The organism is Streptomyces sp. NPDC037054 (genome assembly GCF_055606745.1).
In genome coordinates this window covers 42,518-62,665 of sequence record NZ_JBVJSJ010000011.1, presented here as the reverse complement: position 1 = coordinate 62,665, position 20,148 = coordinate 42,518, and the positions used below count along the sequence as shown (strand labels likewise).

Here is a 20,148-nt window from a genome sequence, read left to right as displayed (position 1 = left end):
CCGATATCGTGCTTGACATGACAGTCAGGGCAGAACAGCCGACCGACCGATTGACCAGGTTCCGCAGAATCGGCGGGCTCGGAGCCGCGATAGCGGTGACCCCGTACCTGCTTATCAAAATCGTCTGGACTTTCGGTTTCTTCATTCCGACCGAGGAAATGGGCGGCGCGGACTGGCGGGCGATCAACGCGGCGACCGCGTTCCTCGCCGCCGTCGGCATCGTGCTGGCCATGGCGTTCTCCCGGCCCTGGGGCGAGCGGCTGCCCGCCTGGCTGGTGGCCCTGCCGGTGTGGGTGGGCACCGGGCTGCTGGTGCCGATGCTGCTGCTGGCGCCGGTGCTCGGCCCGGCCGCCATGAACCGCGACCAGGAGGCCGGCTCCCCGGACTTCTGGATCTACGAGCAGATCCTCGTGATGATCTCGCTGGTCGGCGTCGGCGTCGGCCTGCCGGTCGCCCTCGCCGGCTACGCCAAGGCGCGCTGGCCGGAGGCCCTCGGCGGCCCGCTCGCCTGTCCCGAACCGGTCGGCGGGACACGGCAGTTGCAGACGACGCTGGCCAGGCTGGCCGCCGTCGGCTGTGTCCTGCTCGCCTGCGTCAAGATCTTCTGGGCGGCGGGCGGCACCCTCGGCCTGGACTCCGGCGAGCTGGACCGCCGCGACCTGTGGTGGCACATGCTGTCGGTGAGCACGGCCGTCTGGGCGCTCGCCGGGGCGTGGGGCCTCCTCGTGCTCACCTCGCAGCGCGGCGCGCGCGGCTTCCTCGCGCCGATGGCCGCGGCGTGGGTGTCGTCGGGAATGCTGTTCTCGTACGCCGTCTACAACCTGCTCACCCTCACCGACATGCAGCAGCCCTCCCCCGAACTCCCCATCGCGGGCGCGCTGGCGCGGGACGTCAGCGCGGTCCTCGGCGTGCTGATGGGCACGGTGCTGCTGCTGGTCCTGCACGACCGCCGGCGCGCGCTGCGCGACCAGGACTGACGCGGTCCCACCCGGCCGGACGTGCCCCAACGAAGCGGCACCGCCGTGCGGTTGCCTCCCCGGGAAGTGGAGGAAGCCGCACGGCGGTGCCGTTCGCGGGACGAGCGGGTGGCCTCAGGGGCCCGCGCCCGGGACGGGCAGGGTGCACCACTCGGGCAGCCTGGACCACACGTCGGGCGTGTAGAAGTGCCCGCCGGGCAGTTCCACCGCCTGGAACGGACCCTCCGTCAGGGGCCGCCAGTGCCGCTCGACGTCGGCGAACGGCGCGGCGTCCTCGGTGCCGTAGAGCACCCGCAGCGGGATGGACACCCGCGAGCCCTCGGCGTACTTGTAGGACTCGGACACCGCGAGGTCCGCCCGCAGCAGATCCACGGCGATCTTCACGAGTTCCGGTTCGTTGGCGACGACCGCGGACATCTGCCCGAGGTCACGCATCCACCGCACCAGCGCGTCGGCGCTGTCGTCCGAGCGCGGGACGGTGTCGCGCACCTCGTGGCGCTTGCCCGGCGCCACACCGCCCGACACGACCAGCGCCGACGGCACGGCGAGGCCGAGGCGTTCGAGTTCCGCCGCGGTCTCGAAGGCCACCCACGACCCCATGCTGTGACCGAACAGGATGTAGGGACGGTCGGCGAGGCACCGGACGGCGGCCCGCACCACGTCGTCGCGCAGGTCCCTCCAGTCCCGGGCGAACGGGGTGTTGAAGCGGGACTCCCGGCCGGGATAGCAGATCAGCGCCAGTTCCACGTCGTCCGGCAGGACGTCCGCCCACTGCCGGAAGGGCGCCGTGCCGCCGCCGCAGTAGCTGAGGCACACCAGGACCCGCTCGGCATGCGGCCGGGGCCGCGGCCGGTGCACGGCGGCACCGGCCTCCGTCTGTACGATCGTCGCCCTCACCGGCCTACTTGGCGCCTTCCATCTGGCGGACCAGGCTGAGCGGACGCATGTCGGTCCAGTGCTCGTTGACGTAGTCGAGGCAGGCCTGGCGGCTGTCCTCGGGGTGCGCCACCGTCCAGCCCGCCGGGACCTCGGCGAACGCCGGCCACAGCGAGTGCTGGCCCTCGTCGTTGACCAGCACGCGGTACTGGGCGTCGTTGTCCTCGAAAGGATTGGTGCTCATCGTCCACTCTCCAAGCAAGGTCGCATGTCGTTCCCTGACCGGCGTCGTCAGGCGCTGTACTGCCCGAGGACGGGCAGAGCTTTCTCTTCCGGAATTTCCTGGTCGCCGCATTCGCCGGGCAGGCTCTGCGTCTCACGAATGCTCTCGATCAGCAGGAGCACCGCACGGACCGACGGCAGGATCATCCGCCCGTTCGCGGTCAGCCGCACACCACTGGGATGCCGGGTGAACAGCTTGAAACCGAGGGACTCTTCCAGACGCTTTACCTGATAGGTGATGGCGGGCTGGGAATAACCCAGTTTCCGCGCCGCGACATCCATGCGCCCGGTTTCCGCGATCACAACAAATGCCCGGAACTCGCGCTCGTGCATCCTGCCCCCACGTGTGGTCATTCCACGGCAGAACCCGACCACAAAACCGCCGTACGCAGCACGCTACCTATCCCCAACTCGCCCTCCCCCGGGTCTTTCAGGAAGCTGCACGGGCCACGGGGGTCCTCCACCGGGTCGGGCCTGTAGCCGAACCGTTGCCGTTCCATCGGAAGTCCCCCACAGCGACCGCATAGTGTGTGGGCCGTTCCGATCCACATCAGGGGGAGTCAGCACCATGCGTTCCATACGGCCGTCCGTCACACCGCGCAGAGGAAGCGGCGGTCGCCGCCGGACCTCTCCCGCCCTGGGCGCGCTCGCGCTCGCCTCGGCCCTCGTGCTCACCGCCACGGCCTGCGAGTCGGGCGACGCCGACGCGAGCGCCGCGGCCTCCGCCTCCGCCTCCGCCGCCGCGGACGACGGCAAGATCAAGATCCCGGACGACCTGAAGGACCGTCTCAAGGAACACGGGATCGATCTCGACAAGTGGCGGGACGGCGCCTGGAAGAACTGGGACAAGGACGACTGGCTCCGCGAGGCGCAGGACTACGTCAACCCCATCATCGAGGACCTCTGGGACCCGGACCGCATGCGGGACGCGGAGGAGCCCGACCAGAGCGTCGACGACGGTGACATCTCCGGCGACCAGGGCGTGACCGACCCCGAGCCGGACCCCGTGCGCGCGTCCGCCGTGCAGCCGTCGTACCACGCCGGCGTCCCGACCGCGGGCAAGGTCTTCTTCGACTCCCCCAAGGGCACGATGGTCTGCTCCGCGACCGTCGTCGCGGACCCGGCCAACCCCGGCAAGTCCAACATGGTGTGGACGGCCGGCCACTGCGTGCACGCCGGCAAGGAGGGCGGCTGGTACCGCAACATCGCCTTCGTGCCGTCGTACAACGACGCGGGCAAGTCGGCCGAGGAACTCCAGAACGCCAAGAAGGAGGAGGTCGCTCCCTACGGCGTCTGGTGGGGCGACTGGGCGCAGACCTCCGACCAGTGGATCGAGCAGGGCGGCGCGACCGGCGGCGACGGCGCCGCGTACGACTTCGCGGTCATCCACGTCACGCCGGAGAAGGGCGGCAACGGCAAGTCCCTGGAGGAGACGGTCGGTTCGGCCCTCCCGGTGGACTTCAAGGCCCCGGCCGTGCCGGAGATCGAGAGCCTGACGGCGACCGGCTACCCGGCGGCGGCGCCCTACGACGGCCAGAAGCTGTACCAGTGCCAGGACAAGCCGGGCCGGCTGTCGCTGACCGCTTCCGACCCGACGATGTACCGCATCGGCTGCACCATGACCGGCGGTTCGTCCGGCGGCGGCTGGGTCGCCACGGGCTCGGACGGCAGGCCCGCCCTGGTGTCCAACACCTCGATCGGCCCGATCACCGGCGGCTGGCTGGCCGGACCGCGGCTCGGCGACGAGGCGAAGGGCGTCTTCGACTCCGTCAGCGGCAAGTTCGCGGGCCGCTAGGCCCTTTCGTACGGCCGCACGCCGGCCGTCGCACCGAAGCAACCACCACAGCACACACGCACGCTCCAACGGGGGTCATCTCACGATGCGTTCCACACGTACGTCCGTCGCCACCGGGCGCGGGCGGCGCTCCGTCCTCACCGCCGCCGGGCTCGTCGCGGCCCTGGCGCTCACCGCGACCGCCTGCGGCGGCACCGAGGACTCGGCGAGCGGCAAGCCCGACGCCACCACCTCGCAGGCCGCCGACGCCGGCGACGGCAAGGCCGAGCTGCCGGCCGACCTCGCGGACCGGCTCAAGGAGCACGGCATCGACGCCGACCAGTGGAAGGACGGCGGCTGGAAGGACTGGGACAAGGACAAGTGGCTCAGTGAGGCCAAGGACTTCGTCAACCCGGTGATCGAAGGGCTGTGGAAGCCCGACCGGATGAAGTCCGCGAAGGAGGCCGACAAGACGATCTCGACGAAGGACACCGCCGCGGACCAGGGCGTCAGCGACCCCGACCCGGCGCCCGTCGAGGCCACGCCCGAGAAGACGCCGTACCACGACCACGCGGCGCCTGTCGGGAAGGTCTTCTTCGACGGCCCGCAGGGCTCGATGGTCTGCTCCGGCACCGTCATCAAGGACGTCAACCACCCGGGCAAGTCCAACCTGGTGTGGACGGCCGGCCACTGCGTGCACGCCGGCGGCAACGGCGGCTGGTACCGCAACATCGTCTTCGTGCCGGCGTACAACGACCTCGGCAAGTCCGAGGCGGACCTCGGCAACGCGAACTCCGCCGAGATCGCCCCGTACGGCAACTGGTGGGCGGACTGGGCCTCGACGTCGAACGGCTGGATCGAGGGCGGCTCGGAGACGGGCGGCGCGGGCGCCGCGTACGACTACGCCGTGCTGCACGTGAAGCCGGAGCAGGGCGCCAAGTCCCTGGAGGAGACGGTCGGCAACGCGCTGGACGTCGACTTCACCGCTCCGTCGGCCACCGAGGCCGGCCAGATGGGCGCCTGGGGCTACCCGGCGGCGCCGCCGTACAACGGCCTGAAGATGTTCAAGTGCGTCGACCGGCCGGGCCGCTTCTCGCTGAGCCCGAGCCTGCCGACGATGTACCGCATCGGCTGCACCATGACCGGCGGTTCGTCCGGCGGCGGCTGGTTCCGGGTGGTGGACGGCGAGACGAAGCTGGTCTCGAACACGTCGATCGGCCCGGCCGACAACACCTGGCTCGCCGGCCCGCAGCTGGGCCGCGACGCCGAGTCGCTCTACCAGAACATGAGCAAGACCTACGGCGGCCAGTGACCGCACGCGCCACGGGAAAGGCCCGCTCCCTGCTCGGCAGGGGGCGGGCCTTTCCCGTGTGTGCGGTGGCCGGTCAGGCGAGCGGCGCCGGGACGTACGGCGTGAGGTCCGCCGCCAGTTCCTCGTGCACCCGCGCCTTGAGCAGGGTGCCCTCCGGGGTGTGCTCCTCGGAGATCACCTCGCCCTCGTCGTGGGCGCGCGCGACCAGCTTGCCCTGCGTGTACGGCACGAGCGCCTCGATCTCGACCGACGGGCGGGGCAGTTCGTTGTCGATCAGGGCGAGGAGTTCCTCGATGCCCTGGCCGGTGCGGGCCGACACCGCGATCGAGCGCTTCTCGATCCGCATCAGCCGCTGGAGCGTCAGCGGGTCCGCCGCGTCGGCCTTGTTGATCACGACGATCTCGGGCACGCCGGTGGCGCCGACGTCCCTGATCACCTCGCGCACGGCCGCCAGCTGCTCCTCCGGGTCGGGGTGCGAGCCGTCCACCACGTGCAGGATCAGGTCGGAGTCGCCGACCTCCTCCATCGTGGAGCGGAACGCCTCGACCAGGTGGTGCGGCAGATGGCGCACGAAGCCGACCGTGTCGGCCAGCGTGTAGAGCCGTCCGCTCGGCGTCTCGGCCCGGCGCACGGTCGGGTCGAGGGTCGCGAACAGGGCGTTCTCCACCAGGACGCCCGCGCCCGTGAGGCGGTTGAGCAGCGAGGACTTCCCGGCGTTGGTGTAGCCGGCGATGGCCACCGAGGGCACCTTGTTGCGCCGGCGCTCCTGGCGCTTGATGTCGCGGCCGGTCTTCATGTCCGCGATCTCCCGGCGCATCTTCGCCATCTTCTCGCGGATCCGGCGCCGGTCCGTCTCGATCTTGGTCTCACCGGGACCACGGGTGGCGAGGCCGCCGCCCTTGCCGCCGCCCATCTGCCGGGACAGCGACTGACCCCAGCCGCGCAGCCTCGGCAGCATGTACTGCATCTGCGCGAGGGCGACCTGCGCCTTGCCCTCACGGGACTTGGCGTGCTGGGCGAAGATGTCCAGGATCAGGGCCGTGCGGTCGATGACCTTGACCTTGACGACGTCCTCGAGGTGGATCAGCTGGCCGGGGCTGAGCTCACCGTCGCAGATGACGGTGTCCGCGCCCGTCTCGAGCACGATGTCGCGCAGCTCGACGGCCTTGCCGGAGCCGATGTAGGTGGCCGCGTCGGGCTCGCTGCGACGCTGGATCACGCCGTCGAGCACGAGGGCGCCGGCGGTCTCCGCGAGGGCGGCGAGCTCCGCGAGGGAGTTGTCCGCGTCGCGCGCGGTGCCCGTGGTCCAGACGCCGACGAGCACGACGCGCTCCAGGCGGAGCTGCCGGTACTCGACCTCGGTGACGTCCTCGAGCTCGGTGGAGAGGCCCGCCACGCGGCGCAGAGCCGCGCGCTCGGAGCGGTCGAGCTGGTCGCCGTCCCGCTCTCCGTCGATCTCGTGGCTCCAGGCGACGTCCTCTTCCATCAGGGCATCGGCCCGAAGACCTTCGGGGTGGTCGTGCGCGAGGCGCTTGGTGTCCTGGGAAGGGGAAGAAGAGGAGGTCATTGGGTCCTTACGTCGATGGGGATCTACACGTCACAACGTACGGGTACCCCGGGAGATTCCCGGCACCCGCGGGGCGCGGTCCGGCCGCGCCGCCGACCTGACGATGGTCGCACGGCACGGCCCGTCTCGTCATCGTCTTATTGCGGTGCCGCCTTCTCGGGCGCCGCGCTCTTCCAGTCGGGGTGGCCGGGCATCGGCGGGGTCTTCTCGCCGTACAGCCAGCCCTGGAAGAAGTCCCCGAGGTCGCGTCCGGCGATGTCGGAGGCCAGCCGGACGAAGTCTGCGGTGCTCGCGGTGCCGTCCTGGTGTCGGGTGACCCAGGCGCGCTCCAGGCGTTCGAAGGCGGGGCGGCCGATCTCCTGGCGCAGCGCGTACAGCACGAGCGCGGCCCCGTCGTAGACGTTGGGGCGGAAGATGCTGATCTTGCGGCCGGGGTCGGGCGCCTTGATCGCGGCGGGCGGTCCGCCGGCGGCGCGCCAGCGGTCGGAGGCGCTGTAGGCGGCCTTCATCCGCTCGGCGAGCGGCCGGTCGGCCTTCTCCTCCGCGTACAGGGCCTCGTACCACGTGGCGTGGCCCTCGTTGAGCCACAGGTCGGACCAGGTGCGCGGGCTGACGCTGTTGCCGAACCACTGGTGGGCCAGCTCGTGCACCATGATCGACTCGACGTACCACGCGGGGTAGGCGGGCTCGGTGAACAGCTCCCGCTCGAACAGGGAGAGGGTCTGCGTCTCCAGTTCGAAGCCGGTCGAGACGTCCGCCATGAGCACGCCGTAGGTCTCGAAGGGGTAGCGGCCGACCTTGTCCTCCATCCAGGAGATCTGGTCGGGGGTCTTCTCCAGCCACGGCTCCAGCGCCTTGCGGTGCTTCGTGGGCACGACGTCCCGCAGGGGCAGGCCGTGCGGGCCGGTGCGGTGCAGCACAGTGGAGCGGCCGATGGACACCTGGGCCAGCTCGGTGGCCATGGGGTGCCGGGTGCGGTACGTCCACGTGGTCGACCCGCGTGAGCGGTCGGCGCCGGCGGGCAGCCCGTTGGCGACGGCGGTGTAGCCGTCGGGCGCGGTGATCCGGAAGGTGAACTGGGCCTTGTCGGAGGGGTGGTCGTTGCAGGGGAAGACCAGGTGGGCGACGTCGGCCTGGTTGGCCATGGCGAGGCCGTCCTTGGTTCGCACCCAGCCGCCCTCGCGCCCGGTGCCGTACACGGGGTCGCTGGTGTGCCGCACGGTGATCCGCGTCCAGCTCCCCCGCGGCAGCGGGTCGTGCGGCGTGACGACGAGGTCCTCGCCCGCACTGGTGTACGTGGCGGGCTCGCCGTCGACCTCCACGGACTCGACCTCGCTGTGCGCGAAGTCGAGGTTGACGCGGTCCAGCGCGCTCGTGGTCCAGGCGTCGATGGTGGTGACGGCCTTGAGCGGCTTGTCGTTGGCGCCGGAGTAGGTCAGGGCGAGGTCGTAGGACGCGACGTCGTAGCCGGGGTTGCCGAGGTGCGGGAAGAGGCGGTCGCCGACGCCGAGCGGCTCGGCGGGGGCGCTCGCGGCGACGAGGCAGACGCAGACGGCGGAGGCGAGGAGCGCCGCGGACGTCCGCCGTCGGCGGGTGCGCGGTGCCGGGTGGCGGGGGGTGTGCAGCATGCCCCACCGCTATCAGCGCGACGGCGCGTGGCGTGGGCGGCGCGCGACCGGCCCACCCGAACGGGTCGGCCGGGGCGTCCGGTGGGCCCCGGCCGGGGCCGGCTGCCGTCGTCCGGCGCCAGTGGCGCGGCCCCTAGGCCCGGCCGACGTCGTAGACGCCGGGGACGTTGCGCATGGCGCGCATGAGGGTGGGCAGCCGGGCGGCGTCCGGGAGCTGCACGGTGTAGGTGTGCCGCACCCGCTGCTGGCTGGGCGGTTCGACGGTCGCGGAGACGATCTCGGCGCCCTCGACGGCCATGGCCTCGGTGAGGTCGGCGAGCAGGTGGGGCCGGACGAACGATTCGGCGACCAGCGTGACCCGGCAGTCGGCGGTGTCGCCCCAGCGCACGCCGATCTCCGGGCGTCCCGCGTCCTTCATGCGCGCGACGGCGGCGCACTCGACGCGGTGCACGGTCACCGCTCCCCCGCGCACGGCGAAGCCGGTGACCTCGTCGGGCGGTACGGGCGTGCAGCAGCCGGCGAGCCGTGCGCTCGCGCCGGGCCGGTCCACGACCGCGCTGGCCGCGGGCCGGGCGGCGGGCCCGTCGGCCGCGGGCCGGGGGGCGGCCGGTGCTCTCTCCGGCTCGTGCTCGGTGTCACCGGCCGTCGGATGGGCCGCGAGCCAGCGCTGGATGGCGATGCGCGCGGCGGGCGTGGTGGCGTGCTCCAGCCACTCCCTGGAGGGCTCGGACGCCGGGTCCTGGCCCATCAGGAGCTGCACGGTGTCGCCGTCGGTGAGGACGGTGCTGAGGGTGGCGAGGCGTCCGTTGACGCGGGCGCCGATGCACGCGTGCGCGTCCTCGCCGTACTGCGCGTAGGCCGCGTCGACGCAGGTCGCGCCCTCGGGCAGGCCGAGGGTGCCGCCGTCGGGGCGGAAAACGGTGATCTCGTGGTCCTGCGCGAGGTCCTCGCGCAGGGTGGACCAGAAGGTGTCGGGGTCGGGGGCGCCGCGCTGCCAGTCGAGGAGGCGGGAGAGCCAGCCGGGGCGGGTGGGGTCCGCGCGCTCGCCGTCGTCCTGTTCCTCCGAGGGCGGCGCGTACGGGTTGCCGAGCGCGACGACGCCTGCCTCGGCGACCCGGTGCATCTGGTGGGTGCGGATGAGGACCTCGACGACCTGGCCGTCCTCGCGCGCCACGGCGGTGTGCAGCGACTGGTACAGGTTGAACTTCGGTACGGCGATGAAGTCCTTGAACTCGGAGACGACGGGCGTCAGACACGTGTGCAGCTCGCCCAGCACGCCGTAGCAGTCGGCGTCCTCGTTCACCAGCACCAGCAGCCGCCCGAAGTCGGCGCCGCGCAGCCGGCCGCGCTTGCGGGCGACGCGGTGCACGGACACGAAGTGCCGGGGTCTGATGAGGACTTCGGCGGCGATGTCCGCGTCGCGCAGCACGGCGCGCACCTCGTCGGCGGCCTCGGCGAGGGGGTCGTCGGTGCGGGAGGCGTTGCCGACGATCAACTCGCGCGTGTGCTGGTAGTCCTCGGGGTGCAGGATCGCGAAGACCAGGTCCTCGAGTTCGGTCTTGAGGGCCTGCACGCCGAGGCGTTCGGCGAGCGGGATGAGGACGTCGCGGGTCACCTTGGCGATGCGGGCCTGTTTCTCGGGGCGCATCACGCCGAGGGTGCGCATGTTGTGCAGCCGGTCGGCGAGTTTGATCGACATCACGCGGACGTCGTTGCCGGTGGCGACGAGCATCTTGCGGAAGGTCTCGGGCTCGGCGGCGGCGCCGTAGTCGACCTTCTCCAACTTCGTGACGCCGTCGACGAGATAGCGGACCTCCTCGCCGAACTGCTCGCGGACCTGATCCAGCGTCACGTCCGTGTCCTCGACGGTGTCGTGGAGCAGGGAGGCGGTCAACGTCGTGGTCTCGGCGCCGAGTTCGGCGAGGATGAGGGTGACCGCGAGGGGGTGCGTGATGTACGGCTCGCCGCTCTTGCGCATCTGTCCGCGGTGCGAGGACTCGGCCAGCACGTAGGCGCGGCGCAGGGGTTCGAGGTCGGCGTCGGGGTGGTGGGCGCGGTGCGCCTCGACGACGTGGCTGATGGCGTCGGGCAGCCGGTCGCGGGTGGCGGAGCCGAGCAGGGCGGCGCGGCCGAGCCGGCGCAGGTCGATCCGGGGGCGGGCCTTTCTGCGCGGCGCCGTGGGCGTGACGGCGCCGACAGCGATCGGCGTCACCGGGCCTGGGCTCGCGGGATTCGCGGCCTCCGCGTTCATGGGCACCTCCGGCTGCGTGGACCGGCGGACGGGGTGCCCCAGGGCGGACACGGCTCAGGGGGCGGCGTCGGTCCCCCGTCCGGGCCGGTGCTTGATGCTATCGAGCCCACCACGCGTGGTTGACCGCCTCTCGCCGAGCGTGAAACGGATCACCCATTCGAGCGAAGGTCCCCGGCTCCTCGGTTTGGCACGGCGTGCCCGGAATGCCGGAACGTCCGCCGTCGGGCGTCGCGACCGGCCTGTCCGTGGTCAGGCTCCTCGCCGGGCGGTGGCCCGCGCGAGCCACTCCGGGTCGATCCCGCCCTCGGCGACGATCACCGCGGGGCCGGTCATCTCGATCTCGCCGTCGGGGTGTTCGGTGATCACCAGCCGCCCGCCGGGCACGTCGACGGTGTACGTCACGGGGGTGCCGGTGCGGGCCGGGTCGGCTCCGTCGCGGCGGGCGGCGGCCACGGCGACCGCGCACGCGCCGGTGCCGCAGGACCGCGTCTCGCCGGAGCCCCGCTCGTGCACGCGCAGCGCGACGTGCCGGGGGCCGCGGTCGACCACGAACTCCACGTTCACGCCGTCCGGATAGGCGGAGGCCGGGCTGAACGGCGGCGGGGTGCGCAGGTCCCCGGCGTCGGCGAGGTCGGTCACGAAGGCGACCGCGTGCGGGTTGCCCATGTTCACGTTCCGCGCGGGCCAGCTGCGCTCGCCGACGCTCACCGTGACGTCGCCCTCGGGCAGCAGCGCCCGGCCCATGCCGACGGTGATGTCGCCGTCCTTGGCGAGGTGCACCTTCTTCACGCCGCCGCGCGTGGCCACGGCGAGGTCGCCCTCGGCCACGTGTCCGGCGCGGTGGAGGTAGTGGGCGAAGACGCGGACGCCGTTGCCGCACATCTCGGCGACGGAGCCGTCGCCGTTGCGGTAGTCCATGAACCACTCGGCCTCGGCCGCCATCTCCCGGGCCTCCGGGTGCGCGGCGGACCGCACGACGTGCAGCAGCCCGTCCCCGCCGATGCCGGCGCGGCGGTCGCACAGGGCGGAGACGGCGGCGGGCGGCAGGTCGAGGGCGTTGTCGGGGTCCGGGACGATCACGAAGTCGTTCTCGGTGCCGTGCCCCTTGAGGAAGGCGATCCGCGTGCTCATTCCTCGATCGTACGGGGTGACGGAAACCCGGTCGTACGGGGTGAGGGCGGCGCCGCCGGTCAGCGCAGCCGGGCCACGCGCCACACGGCGAGGACGACCACCGCGCCGACGACCAGCACGTAGGCGAGGACGACCCGCCAGTCCGGGCGGCGTCCCGAGCCGCGCTGCGGCAGGCCGGGCCAGGTGTGGCCGACGCGGCGGGCGGCCATCATGCCCCAGCCGGCCGCGCAGGAGCAGATCAGCAGGCCCAGCATGGCGATCACGGCGCCGCTGTCGCCGAAGTCGAAGGCCAGCGGGAAGGCGAACATCAGCGAGCCGACCGCGGCCAGGCCGACGATGGGCGCGAGTTGCCAGATCCGCAGGCGGCGCTGGGGGCGCAGCTCGACCTCGACCTCGTCGCCGCCCGCGTACATCTCGTCGGCGGCGGGGCCGTCGTCCGTCACGCCGCCGGGGGTGTCGTCGTCGGGTCCGTCGGGGCTCAGCTCTGCCCCGTCCGGCTCCCTTTCGCCCTGGTCAGCGGTGAGGTGCTCGGTGTCCTGTGCGGTGTCGCGAGGGCCGGCCTCCATCGCCACGCGCCCTCCCAACTCGGCTCCACTTGGTCGATCGAAGCTCGATGATGGCACGGTCCCGAAGGCCGGGATGACGGCCTGGGCGTCCCGATGCCATGACGTGATCAGGCTGTAACCGGTCGTTCGACCAACGACAGCGCGAGCCGCGGAAGTTCCGTGACGTCCGCCGCGGCCCCACTCAACCAGTGCACCCGCGGATCCCGCCTGAACCACGAATCCTGACGGCGCGCGAAGCGCTTGGTGGCACGCACGGTCTCGGCCCGCGCCTCCTCCAGGGTGCACTCCCCGGTGAACGCCGCGAGGACCTGCTGGTAGCCGAGGGCGCGGGACGCCGTACGCCCCTCGCGCAGCCCTTGCGCCTCCAGTGCGCGCACCTCGTCGACGAGGCCCGCCTCCCACATCCGGTCGACCCGGCGGGCGATGCGCTCGTCGAGTTCGGGGCGGGCCACGTCGACGCCGATCTGGAGGGTGTCGTAGACGGCGTCGTGGCCGGGGAGGTTGGCGGTGAAGGGGCGGCCGGTGATCTCGATCACCTCGAGGGCGCGGACGACGCGGCGGCCGTTGCTCGGCAGGATCGCGCGCGCGGCCTCCGGGTCGGCGGCGGCCAGGCGGGCGTGCAGCGCGCCCGAGCCGCGCAGGACGAGTTCCGCCTCCAGGCGGGCGCGGACGTCGGGGTCGGTGCCGGGGAACTCCAGGTTGTCGACGGCGCCGCGGACGTACAGCCCCGAGCCGCCGACCAGGACCGGCCAGCGGCCCTCGGCGAGCAGCGCGTCGATCCGCTCCCGCGCGAGCCGCTGGTACTCGGCGACGGACGCCGTCACCGTCACGTCCCAGATGTCCAGCAGGTGGTGCGGGACGCCGCCGCGCTCCTCGGTCGTCAGCTTGGCGGTGCCGATGTCCATGCCCCGGTAGAGCTGCATGGAGTCGGCGTTGATCACCTCGCCACCGAGCCGTTGGGCCAGGAACACACCCAGATCGGACTTTCCGGCCGCGGTCGGTCCGACGACGGCGATGACGCGGGGGGCGGGGGCTGCGCTGCTCACTGCCCCAGTCTCGCAAATCCCGGCGCCCGCACTCGCACGAGTTGGGCGACGCGGCATTTTCCTGACAGAGGTAGCGTTGCGACTGATGTGGGCTTTGCGCCCATGACTGCCCCCGGTGAAAGGTGAACGATGGGTCTCCTGGACAATCTGAAGGGCAAGCTGGGTCCGGCCAAGGGCAAGGTCTCCGGGCTCGCGCAGCAGCACGGCGACAAGATCCAGCACGGCATCGACAAGGCCGCGAAGGCCGTGGACGAGCGGACCAAGGGCAAGTACAGCAAGGGAATCCAGTCGGGTTCCGGCAAGGCCAAGGAGGCCATGGACCGCCTCGCCCACAAGGAAGCCCCGCAGGGCGGCACGGGCGGCCCCGGTGAGCCGGGCGGCACGGGCGGCACGACGCCCCCGGCCGGTCCCCCGCCCACTTCCTGAACTCTCACTGAGACAACTGGCACGACCGGTATCGCGGCGGACGGCCGGAGCGCACGACGCTCCGGCCGTCCGCCGTCCGCCCTCCGCCGTCGCGGGTGAGCCGAAGGCAGCCCTACGACCAGGCCGCCACGAAGTACCCCACCCCGTACGGCGCGTCCTCGTACAGCAGCGCCCCGCCCAGTCGCGCGCCCTCGGCCGCGCCGGCCAGAACCTGCCAGGGGGCCCGGCCCGCGGCCTGGAGCTCACCGGCGAGGACGGGGTCCAGCGCGGCGAGCGCGGTGACGTCCGCCGAGCCGAGCGCACGCGCGATGCCCGCGTCGAAGGGCTCCGCCCGCTCGTCGAAGTAGCCGGGCGCCTTGAGCGTGCGGCACGCGCTGCCGTCGCCCATCACGAGCAGCGCGACCCGCTCGGCACCGGCGGCGACGCCCCGCCCCGCGTCCAGGCACCGCTCAGTGGAGAGCGCGTCGCCCACGGCGATGCCCTCGACGGGTACGTCCGGCCCGCCCGACCACCGCTGAAGCAGCCAGGCCGCCACGGCGAGCGACGCCGGCAGCGCGCGCCCGCCGTCCGGGCCGTCGCCCCGGCCCAGCCGTACGCCGAGGTCCACGCCGAAGCCCCGGAAGGAGCCCGGCGTCCCCTCCGGCCAGTGGTCGGTCGCCTCGCCCCGGCCTGGGGCGACGACCACGAGCCGGTCGGGACGGGCGGCGGCGAGCACGCCCAGCGCGTCCGAGCACGCGGCGCGCGCGGCGTCCAGCTCCGGAGCGGCGCCCGCGGCGACCTCGGGCACGAGCAGCGGCGGGCAGGGGCAGACTGCGGCGGCGACAAGCATGATCGGCAGCGTAACCCCGGCGGTGCCGGTGTGCGCGGCCCGGTCAGTCGCAGCCGCAGCCGCTGCCCGTGGCGACCGGCTGCGGGGCGGGCGCGCCCACCTTGGGCAGACCCAGCAGGACGCCCTTCGGCTTGGGCGCCTGCGCGGCGTTCCGCTTCTCCCAGGCGTCGCCCGCGCGCGTGCGGCGCACGTCGAGGACGGGGCCCTCGGCGAGCAGGTGGTGCGGGGCGGCGTAGGTGATCTCGACGGTGACGACGTCGCCGGGGCGGACGTCCTGGTCGGGCTTGGTGAAGTGCACCAGGCGGTTGTCGGGGGCGCGGCCGGACAGGCGGTGCGTGGCGTCGTCCTTGCGGCCCTCGCCCTCGGCGACCATCAGTTCCAGCGTGCGGCCGACCTGCTTCTTGTTCTCCTCCCAGGAGATCTCCTCCTGGAGGGCGACGAGGCGCTCGTACCGCTCCTGGACGACCTTCTTGGGGATCTGGCCGTCCATCTCGGCCGCCGGGGTGCCGGGCCGCTTGGAGTACTGGAAGGTGAACGCCTGCGCGAAGCGGGCCTCCCGCACGACGTGCAGGGTCTGCTCGAAGTCCTCCTCGGTCTCGCCGGGGAAGCCCACGATGATGTCGGTGGTGATCGCCGCGTGCGGGATCGCGGCCCGCACCTTCTCGATGATCCCGAGGTAGCGCTCCTGGCGGTAGGAGCGGCGCATCGCCTTCAGGACCGTGTCCGAGCCGGACTGGAGCGGCATGTGCAGCTGGGGCATCACGTTCGGCGTCTCGGCCATCGCCGCGATCACGTCGTCGGTGAAGTCGCGCGGGTGCGGGGAGGTGAAGCGGACGCGCTCCAGGCCGTCGATCCTGCCGCAGGCGCGCAGCAGCTTGCTGAAGGCCTCGCGGTCGCCGATGTCCGAGCCGTACGCGTTCACGTTCTGGCCGAGGAGGGTGATCTCGCTGACGCCCTCGGCGACCAGGGCCTCGACCTCGGCGAGGATGTCGCCGGGCCGGCGGTCCTTCTCCTTGCCGCGCAGGGCCGGGACGATGCAGAACGTGCAGGTGTTGTTGCAGCCGACGGAGATGGAGACCCAGGCCGCGTAGGCGCTCTCGCGGCGGGTCGGCAGCGTCGACGGGAACGCCTCCAGGGACTCGGCGATCTCGACCTGCGCCTCCTCCTGGACGCGGGCGCGCTCCAGCAGGACGGGCAGCTTGCCGATGTTGTGCGTGCCGAAGACGACGTCGACCCAGGGGGCGCGCTTGACGATGGTGTCGCGGTCCTTCTGCGCCAGGCAGCCGCCGACGGCGATCTGCATGCCGGGGCGCCGCGCCTTCTTGGGGGCGAGGTGGCCGAGGTTGCCGTACAGCTTGTTGTCCGCGTTCTCCCGGACGGCGCACGTGTTGAACACGACGACGTCGGCCTCGCCGTCGGCGCCCTCGGGGGCGCGGACGTAGCCCGCGTCCTCCAGCAGACCGGCCAATCGCTCTGAGTCGTGGACGTTCATCTGGCACCCGTAGGTGCGTACCTCGTACGTGCGTGTGCCGCCCACTGACTGGCCCTGGTCGATGCTGCTCATGAACACAAGAGTAGGCGGTCCGCGGAAGTGGTCCGGCCGCCTGTGGACAACCGCGCTCAGGGCTCGATGAGGCCGGCGCGGATCGCGTAGCGGGTGAGTTCCAGGCGGTCGCGCATGCCGAGTTTCTGGAGGAGGTTGGCGCGGTGGCGTTCGACCGTCTTGGCGCTGATGAACAGCAGTTCGCCGATCTCCTTCGAGGTGTGGCCCTCGGCGACGAGCTTGAGGATCTCCTCCTCGCGCTCGGTGACGGCCCGCTCGGGCAGCCCGTCGCCCCGGTGCAGCCGCTCCAGGTAGGAGCGGACGAGGGCGCGCTCGGCGCCCGGGTAGATGAACGGTTCGTCGCGCACGGCGGCCCGGCACGCCTCGACCAGGTCGCGGTCGGCGACGGACTTCAGGACGTAGCCCGAGGCCCCGGCCCGCAGCGCCTCGAAGAAGTACTGCTCGTTGTCGTACATCGTGAGGACGAGGATGCGCAGGCCCGGCAGCCGGCGGGACAGTTCGCGGGCGGCCTGGAGGCCGGTCATGCGGGGCATGGCGATGTCCAGGACGGCCAGGTCGACCTGCGTCTCGCGGGCGCGGGCGACCGCCTCGGCGCCGTCCCCGGCCTCGGCGACGACCGTCAGGTCCGGCTCGCCGTCCAGGATGAGGCGTACGCCGCGGCGTACGAGGGTGTGGTCGTCGGCGAGCAGGACACGGATCGGTGCCGTCATGGGGAGCCTCCGGGCGGTGCCGGTACGCGCAGGCGTACGTCGGTGCCCCGCGCGGGGGCCGGTTCGAGGGTGAGGGCGGCGCCGGCCAGCAGGGCCCGTTCGCGCATGCCGCGGATTCCGGCGCCCTCGGGTGCCGTGCCGGGGCCGGTGCCGTCGTCGCGGACGAGGAGTTCGACGCCGCCGGGCACGGGGCGCAGCCGGACCTCGGCGTGGCCTGCGGCGGCGTGCCGCGCGGTGTTCGTCAGGGCCTCCTGGGCGACGCGGTAGACGACGAGTTCGGCCTCGGCGGTCAGCGGGGGCAGCACGGCGGCCACGTCGTGGCGCACGGTCAGGCCGGGTCCGGTGAACTCCGTCGCCAGCGAGCGCAGCGCGCTGACCAGGCCGAGTTCCTCCAGGACTGCGGGGCGCAGCCGGCGGGCGATCCGGCGGACCTCGTCGAGACCCGCGCGGGTGGCCTCCTGCGCCTGGCCGACCTCCTCGCGCAGGTCCTCCGGCACCAGGCCGGCGACGCGTTTGAGCTGGAGGAGCACGGCGGTGAGGGTCTGGCCGACCTCGTCGTGCAGTTCCCGGGCGACGCGGTGGCGTTCGCGTTCCTGCGCGTGCAGGGCGCGTGCGGCACCGGCGGCGCGCTCGGCACGCAGCCGGTCGAGCATCGTGTTGTACGTGGTGATCAGCTCGGCCGTCTCGGCGGGGCCGGCGGCGACCGCGGGCGCGTCCGGCCGGAGCAGGTCGGCGGTGGCCATGGCCCGCCCGAGGCGCTTCAGCGGGGCGAGGCCGACGCGCAGCACGACGGCGTTGCCGGCCAGCAGCGCGGCGAGCCCGGCGAGGATCACGAGGGCCTCGCCCGGCAGGACGGGCGTCGACACGGTGACCGGGCCGAGCAGCAGCGCGGCGGCGACGACCAATCCGGTGGCATTGAGGGAGAAGATCCGCCAGAACAGCGACAAGGTCCCGCTGCCGCCCCTTCCCGTTCCGGCTCCGGTCGGTCCGGCGGCGACCGCGCACGGCTCCGCCGCGTCCAGCCTGGCCCGGGCCCGCCGGTGCCGTATATCCGTGACAACACCCATGTCGCCACCGTACGGCGGGATGACAGCATGACGGGGCCGCGCAGACGCGCGCGGAGACGGGGGGCGGGACCCTCCGACCTGGCGGAAGTGCCGACGAACGAGGTGAAGAAACGTGTCCGCTCCACGCCTGAGGACGACGCCGCTGCCGGGCATCGGGGTCCAGTACGACCTCGTCACCCGGGAACGCCGCCATCTGTCGGTGGTGGCGCACCGCGACGGCACCCGCACGGTGAACCTGTACCGGGCCGACGACCCGGACTCGTGCGCCCAGTCGCTGCACCTGACGGCCGCCGAGGCGAGTTCGCTGACCGACGCGCTGATGCCGTCCCACCACAGCCCGAGCCTGCTGTACACCACCGACCTCGGGCTGGTGGCCGAGCGGATCGAGATCGCGGCGACCTCGCACTGGAACGGGCGCGTGCTGGGCGAGACCCGGATGCGGACGGAGACGGGCGTCTCGGTCGTGGCGGTGCTGCGGCGGGCCGAGGCGATTCCGTCGCCGGCGCCGGACTTCCGGCTGGCCGGAGGCGACACGGTCATCGTGATCGGCACGCGCGAGGGTGTCGACGCGGCCGCGGCGATCCTCGGTCGGGAGTGAGCCGGTGCACTCCGCGGTCCTGCTCATCGAGTTCGGTTCGATCATCCTGGCCCTGGGTCTGCTCGGCCGGTTCGCCGGCCGCTACCGGCTGTCGCCGATCCCGCTGTACCTGCTCGCCGGTCTCGCGTTCGGGGAGGGCGGGCTGCTGCCGCTCGGCGCGAGCGAGGAGTTCATCGCCACCGGCGCCGAGATCGGCGTCATCCTGTTGCTGCTCATGCTGGGTCTGGAGTACACGGCGAGCGACCTCGTCTCCAATCTCAAGGCGCACTATCCGTCCGGCCTGGTCGACTGCGCGCTGAACGCGGTGCCGGGCGCGGCGGCGGCCCTGCTGCTGGGCTGGGGCCCGGTGGCGGCCGTGGTGCTGGCGGGCGTCACGTGGATCTCGTCGTCCGGGGTCATCGCGAAGGTGCTCGGCGATCTGGGGCGGGTCGGCAACCGGGAGACGCCGGTGATCCTCAGCGTGCTGGTGCTGGAGGACCTGGCGATGGCGGTGTACCTGCCGATCGTCACCGCGCTGGTGGCGGGCGCCGGGCTGCTGGCGGGCAGCGTGACCCTGGCCGTGGCGCTGGCCGCCGCGAGCGCCGTGCTGTTCGTGGCGCTGCGCTACGGGCGGGTCATCTCGCGGTTCGTCTCCAGCGACGACCCGGAGAAGCTGCTGCTGGTGGTGCTGGGCCTGACGATCCTGGTCGCGGGCGTGGCGCAGCAGTTGCAGGTGTCGGCGGCGGTCGGCGCGTTCCTGGTGGGCATCGCGCTGTCCGGGGAGGTCGCGGAGGGCGCGCACACGCTGCTGAGCCCGCTGCGGGACCTGTTCGCCGCGGTGTTCTTCGTCTTCTTCGGCCTGCACACCGACCCGGCGAGCATCCCGCCGGTGCTGCTGCCCGCGCTCGCGCTCGCGCTGGTCACGGCGGCGACGAAGATCGCGACCGGCTACTGGGCGGCCCGCCGCGCCGGCATCTCCGTCAAGGGCCGCTGGCGCGCGGGCGGCGCGCTGGTGGCGCGCGGCGAGTTCTCCATCGTGATCGCCGGCCTCGCGGTCTCGGCAGGCATCGAGCCGTCCCTGGGCCCCCTGGCCACGGCATACGTCCTGATCCTGGTCGTCCTGGGCCCCCTGACGGCCCGCTACACGGAGCCTCTGGCAACGTGGTGGACGAACCGCCGCGGAAGCGACGACACCCCCCACCCCTCCCCCGACGGCACACCCCAGCCGGCGGGAACGACGCCGCACGACTGACGGCGGCGGGGGGACGGCGTCCGACCGGGCAGGGGACGGGATAGGGCCAAGGCACGGGACGGCATACGGCCGGGGCACGGGACGGCATACGGCCGGGGCACGGGACGGCATACGGCCGGGGCACGGGACGGCATACGGCCGGGGCACGGGAACGACATACGGCCGGGGTACGGCCGCGGGCTCACACACGGCGGCCCGCCCCACGCTCGTACCGGCCTCGGCCCGGGCCCGCCACCCCGCTCAGCACCGCGTCCCGGCGTCAGGCACGGGCGGTGGACGCACACGGCGGGGCGTCCGCGCCTCGCTTCGGGCC

Annotated in this window: 19 protein-coding genes; 6 read left to right on the top strand and 13 right to left on the bottom strand. The window is 72.8% G+C overall.

Features of this window, described 5'->3' with window-relative positions; all coding sequences use genetic code 11:
* Positions 1-17 precede the first annotated feature (17 nt).
* The gene (locus ACZ7D7_RS24885; protein WP_470827070.1) at positions 18-977 is read left to right on the top strand and encodes a hypothetical protein; all 960 of its coding nucleotides are present in this window, start codon (positions 18-20) and stop codon (positions 975-977) included.
* 114 nt (positions 978-1,091) lie between these two features.
* Here ACZ7D7_RS24885 and ACZ7D7_RS24880 read toward each other — a convergent pair whose 3' ends face one another.
* The 3 genes from ACZ7D7_RS24880 to ACZ7D7_RS24870 are packed head-to-tail and all read right to left on the bottom strand — an operon-like array spanning position 1,092 to position 2,468.
* Positions 1,092-1,874 carry a thioesterase II family protein gene (locus ACZ7D7_RS24880; RefSeq protein ID WP_470827068.1) on the bottom strand — a complete coding sequence of 261 codons (783 nt, stop codon included), beginning with the start codon at positions 1,872-1,874 and terminating at the stop codon, positions 1,092-1,094.
* 4 nt (positions 1,875-1,878) lie between these two features.
* Entirely contained in the window at positions 1,879-2,097 is a 219-nt protein-coding gene (locus tag ACZ7D7_RS24875) for an MbtH family protein (protein WP_470827066.1), read from the bottom strand.
* Between the two features lie 47 nt (positions 2,098-2,144).
* Positions 2,145-2,468, bottom strand: coding sequence for a LysR family transcriptional regulator (locus tag ACZ7D7_RS24870; RefSeq protein WP_470827065.1), 324 nt, complete (start codon positions 2,466-2,468; stop codon positions 2,145-2,147).
* A 235-nt stretch (positions 2,469-2,703) separates the two neighbouring features.
* Here ACZ7D7_RS24870 and ACZ7D7_RS24865 point away from each other — a divergent pair, with 235 nt between their 5' ends.
* Both ACZ7D7_RS24865 and ACZ7D7_RS24860 read left to right on the top strand, forming a co-directional pair.
* Positions 2,704-3,930 (top strand): trypsin-like serine peptidase, encoded by a 1,227-nt coding sequence (locus ACZ7D7_RS24865; protein WP_470827064.1) that lies wholly within the window; start codon positions 2,704-2,706, stop codon positions 3,928-3,930.
* 85 nt (positions 3,931-4,015) lie between these two features.
* Positions 4,016-5,221: a trypsin-like serine peptidase gene (locus ACZ7D7_RS24860; protein ID WP_470827063.1), complete on the top strand. Its 1,206-nt coding sequence runs from the start codon at positions 4,016-4,018 to the stop codon at positions 5,219-5,221.
* A 73-nt stretch (positions 5,222-5,294) separates the two neighbouring features.
* On the opposite strand, the gene hflX is transcribed toward ACZ7D7_RS24860, so the two are convergent.
* From hflX to miaA, 6 genes are all read right to left on the bottom strand, one after another.
* Positions 5,295-6,788: a GTPase HflX gene (gene hflX, locus ACZ7D7_RS24855; protein WP_470827061.1), complete on the bottom strand. Its 1,494-nt coding sequence runs from the start codon at positions 6,786-6,788 to the stop codon at positions 5,295-5,297.
* Between the two features lie 137 nt (positions 6,789-6,925).
* The gene (locus tag ACZ7D7_RS24850; protein WP_470827060.1) at positions 6,926-8,416 is read right to left on the bottom strand and encodes a M1 family metallopeptidase; all 1,491 of its coding nucleotides are present in this window, start codon (positions 8,414-8,416) and stop codon (positions 6,926-6,928) included.
* 133 nt (positions 8,417-8,549) lie between these two features.
* Positions 8,550-10,667 (bottom strand): RelA/SpoT family protein, encoded by a 2,118-nt coding sequence (locus tag ACZ7D7_RS24845; protein ID WP_470827059.1) that lies wholly within the window; start codon positions 10,665-10,667, stop codon positions 8,550-8,552.
* Between the two features lie 249 nt (positions 10,668-10,916).
* Positions 10,917-11,798: a diaminopimelate epimerase gene (gene dapF / locus ACZ7D7_RS24840; protein ID WP_470827058.1), complete on the bottom strand. Its 882-nt coding sequence runs from the start codon at positions 11,796-11,798 to the stop codon at positions 10,917-10,919.
* A gap of 59 nt (positions 11,799-11,857) precedes the next feature.
* On the bottom strand, positions 11,858-12,364 hold the full coding sequence (locus ACZ7D7_RS24835) for a hypothetical protein (RefSeq protein WP_470827289.1): 507 nt from the start codon (positions 12,362-12,364) through the stop codon (positions 11,858-11,860).
* 107 nt (positions 12,365-12,471) lie between these two features.
* A complete protein-coding gene (gene miaA, locus ACZ7D7_RS24830; RefSeq protein ID WP_470827057.1) occupies positions 12,472-13,410 on the bottom strand; it encodes a tRNA (adenosine(37)-N6)-dimethylallyltransferase MiaA in 939 nt (312 codons plus the stop codon).
* Positions 13,411-13,539: 129 nt separating this feature from the next.
* Between miaA and ACZ7D7_RS24825 the strand changes: the two genes are divergently transcribed.
* Positions 13,540-13,836, top strand: coding sequence for an antitoxin (locus ACZ7D7_RS24825; RefSeq protein WP_470827055.1), 297 nt, complete (start codon positions 13,540-13,542; stop codon positions 13,834-13,836).
* Positions 13,837-13,948: 112 nt separating this feature from the next.
* On the opposite strand, the gene ACZ7D7_RS24820 is transcribed toward ACZ7D7_RS24825, so the two are convergent.
* The 4 genes from ACZ7D7_RS24820 to ACZ7D7_RS24805 are packed head-to-tail and all read right to left on the bottom strand — an operon-like array spanning position 13,949 to position 18,006.
* A complete protein-coding gene (locus tag ACZ7D7_RS24820; RefSeq protein WP_470827054.1) occupies positions 13,949-14,665 on the bottom strand; it encodes a class III extradiol dioxygenase subunit B-like domain-containing protein in 717 nt (238 codons plus the stop codon).
* Positions 14,666-14,708: 43 nt separating this feature from the next.
* Positions 14,709-16,229: a tRNA (N6-isopentenyl adenosine(37)-C2)-methylthiotransferase MiaB gene (miaB, locus tag ACZ7D7_RS24815; protein WP_470827053.1), complete on the bottom strand. Its 1,521-nt coding sequence runs from the start codon at positions 16,227-16,229 to the stop codon at positions 14,709-14,711.
* A 56-nt stretch (positions 16,230-16,285) separates the two neighbouring features.
* Complete coding sequence (locus tag ACZ7D7_RS24810; RefSeq protein ID WP_470827052.1) at positions 16,286-16,939, bottom strand: response regulator; 654 nt, start codon at positions 16,937-16,939, stop codon at positions 16,286-16,288.
* Entirely contained in the window at positions 16,936-18,006 is a 1,071-nt protein-coding gene (locus tag ACZ7D7_RS24805) for a sensor histidine kinase (protein WP_470827051.1), read from the bottom strand. The genes ACZ7D7_RS24810 and ACZ7D7_RS24805 overlap by 4 nt, the downstream gene beginning before the upstream one ends.
* A gap of 112 nt (positions 18,007-18,118) precedes the next feature.
* Here ACZ7D7_RS24805 and ACZ7D7_RS24800 point away from each other — a divergent pair, with 112 nt between their 5' ends.
* Both ACZ7D7_RS24800 and ACZ7D7_RS24795 read left to right on the top strand, forming a co-directional pair.
* Positions 18,119-18,604: a cation:proton antiporter regulatory subunit gene (locus tag ACZ7D7_RS24800; RefSeq protein WP_470827050.1), complete on the top strand. Its 486-nt coding sequence runs from the start codon at positions 18,119-18,121 to the stop codon at positions 18,602-18,604.
* A 4-nt stretch (positions 18,605-18,608) separates the two neighbouring features.
* A complete protein-coding gene (locus ACZ7D7_RS24795; protein WP_470827049.1) occupies positions 18,609-19,835 on the top strand; it encodes a cation:proton antiporter in 1,227 nt (408 codons plus the stop codon).
* The last annotated feature ends 313 nt before the right edge of the window (positions 19,836-20,148 follow it).